Source organism: Bradyrhizobium sp., assembly GCF_049798375.1.
In the GTDB taxonomy this organism is placed as follows: Bacteria; Pseudomonadota; Alphaproteobacteria; order Rhizobiales; family Xanthobacteraceae; genus Bradyrhizobium.
Genome location: NZ_JBARGP010000122.1, coordinates 1 through 2,100, shown reverse-complemented (window position 1 = coordinate 2,100; position 2,100 = coordinate 1). Strand labels below are relative to the sequence as shown.

Annotated in this window: 3 protein-coding genes; 2 read left to right on the top strand and 1 reads right to left on the bottom strand. The window is 61.2% G+C overall.

The features are described from left to right. Positions 1 to 266: 266 nt before the first annotated feature. Positions 267 to 404, bottom strand: coding sequence for a hypothetical protein (locus tag WA702_RS05530; RefSeq protein ID WP_425109530.1), 138 nt, complete (start codon positions 402 to 404; stop codon positions 267 to 269). 592 nt (positions 405 to 996) lie between these two features. Between WA702_RS05530 and WA702_RS05525 the strand changes: the two genes are divergently transcribed. Both WA702_RS05525 and WA702_RS05520 read left to right on the top strand, forming a co-directional pair. Then, positions 997 to 1,224, top strand: coding sequence for a hypothetical protein (locus WA702_RS05525; RefSeq protein WP_425109529.1), 228 nt, complete (start codon positions 997 to 999; stop codon positions 1,222 to 1,224). Between the two features lie 115 nt (positions 1,225 to 1,339). Further along, a partial coding sequence (locus tag WA702_RS05520; RefSeq protein ID WP_425109528.1) for a L,D-transpeptidase family protein occupies positions 1,340 to 2,100 on the top strand: 761 nt, incomplete at its 3' end.

Sequence of the window (2,100 nt, the reverse complement as noted above, 5' to 3'; positions counted from 1 at the left end):
TAGAACCGTTGCCGACGCAATCGAGGATGCTCGTCAGCCAGGTGCGCCGCTAGATCGGTTGGCCCATTGGACGCGCGCAGCGCCGCTGCATTCGCTGGCCATCGCCTTCTTGGCTGGCATCATCCTCGGTCGGCGCCACTGAGTGCCGCCGATGCCACGCAGATGATGGAGCACGCCGGCTCGTGTTCGTGATGAGCCTTGGGCGAGTGCGATCACGCCAGCACCGGCGCATTCCAGGCGGCTAGCTGGGTGCGCTTGACCTCAATTCAGACGCGCCGCTTCTGATGCGAGGACCTCTTGTCGATATAGGGCCCGTGAAGGACGTCCTGCCGTCGCTGATACAAGGTGACGACAGCGCCAATGATGCAGCAGACGGCGGCGAAAATGCCAAATTCGATCAGCATGGCGTTTCCTAAAAAACTTCGAATTCGGAATGGGATAAGTGCGGCCGGGCCGTCAACGCCGATCGCCGGTTAAGCTGAACGAGAAAGCTTAATGATGACGACGAAAATCCGATTGCCGGTCGGAGCGCTGGTCCGGTTAGGAACCGAGCAGTCCGGAGGCAGGTTGCTGTTGCGCAATCGTGGGAGGAGCGCATGGATATGAAGGAAGCGTCTGCAATGACGGAAGCCTCCGGCCTGACGGATGGCCAGGGCGGTGACGGGACTTCGTCCAGAACGAGGCCGGGCTCGGCAAAACCAACGGACGTGCACTCCGTCGTAGCGGGTGCCGCCGAGCAGTTGCGGAAAAACACCTTGGAAGCGCCGCTGCGGTCGCTCGCGTTGGCGTTCTTGTTTGGCGTCTGGGTCGCACGTCGGCGGTAAAGGATGGGTCGCGTGAGCTCCACGCCAAGGAACACGATCAGGACAACTCTGGTCCGCCAGACGTCGTCGGGTGGACGCTCTCGCGGTCGGGCAGCCGCAATTAAGGGATCTGCCGGAACGGACTCGATCCGTACCGCGTTGCCTCGCGGATTCCAACGTTGGGAGAAAGCACATGAGATGGATTTTGGCAGCGGCATGCGCCGTCGTGATTTCGCTAGCGTGGGCGCCCCATGCGGATGCCAAAGGCTGCATCAAGGGCGCGATCGTCGGCGGCGTCGCCGGCCATATGGCGGGACATGGCAAGCTCGGCGCTGCGGCCGGTTGCGTCGTTGGCCATCACGAAGCGAACAAGGCTGACGCGAACAAGGCAAACGCCCAGCCGCCGTCGGACCAGAAGTAGTATCCGCCGCTTCGGTGGGTGAAAGGGCGGCATCAAGAGTTCCGGCGCTGGCGGCGGACTGCCTGGTCCCGGTCAGCTTCGGAACGAATTCGCCCGGACATTTGGATTTGCCAGTATGAGGTCTCTTTCGTCGGCGTGCATCTTGATCGGCCTTGCGCTCGCAGGCTTGGCGAGCCCGGCGCTCGGCACAAAACTCGACGCGGCGGCGATCAACGCCGCCGAGCCGTCGAAGACGACCTTGTCGAATGAGAGGCCGACCCCGGCAGGGATCAGGCTGCAGGTCCTGCTCGACAGGGCGCACTTCTCGCCCGGCGAGATCGACGGCAAGTTCGGGGAGAATGCGAAAAAGGCATTGCGAGCCTACGAGGAGGCGCAGCAGTTGCCGATCTCGGACGATGTGAGCGTCGAGGTCTGGAAAAAACTCACGACGGACGACCATCCAGTGCTCGCGAACTACACCGTCACGGATAGGGATGTCGCTGGGCCGTTTCTGCGCAAGCTTCCGGCCAAGATGGAGGACATGAAGGACCTCCCGAAGCTGTCGTACACCAGCGCGCGCGAAGGCTTGGCCGAAAAATTTCACATGAGCGAGCAGTTGCTGACCCTCCTGAATCCCGGCCGCCATTTCGGCCGCGCCGGAGACAGTATCGTCGTGATCGCACAACAACCTGACCAAGATCTGCAGAAGGCGGCCAAGGTTGAGGTCGATAAGAACCGGCAGACCGTGAAACTCATTGACAGTTCGAATGTGCTGATTGGAGTCTATCCCGCGACCGTCGGTAGCGAAGAGAAACCATCGCCGTCCGGCACGCTGAAGGTCACGGAGATCGACCAAAATCCGACCTACCATTACAATCCAAAATATCATTTCAAGGG

Coding starts and splice junctions, on each gene's coding strand:
- WA702_RS05530 (WP_425109530.1), bottom strand. CDS start 404: ATGCTGATCGAATTTGGCATTTTCGCCGCCGTCTGCTGCATCATTGGC.
- WA702_RS05525 (WP_425109529.1), top strand. CDS start 997: ATGAGATGGATTTTGGCAGCGGCATGCGCCGTCGTGATTTCGCTAGCG.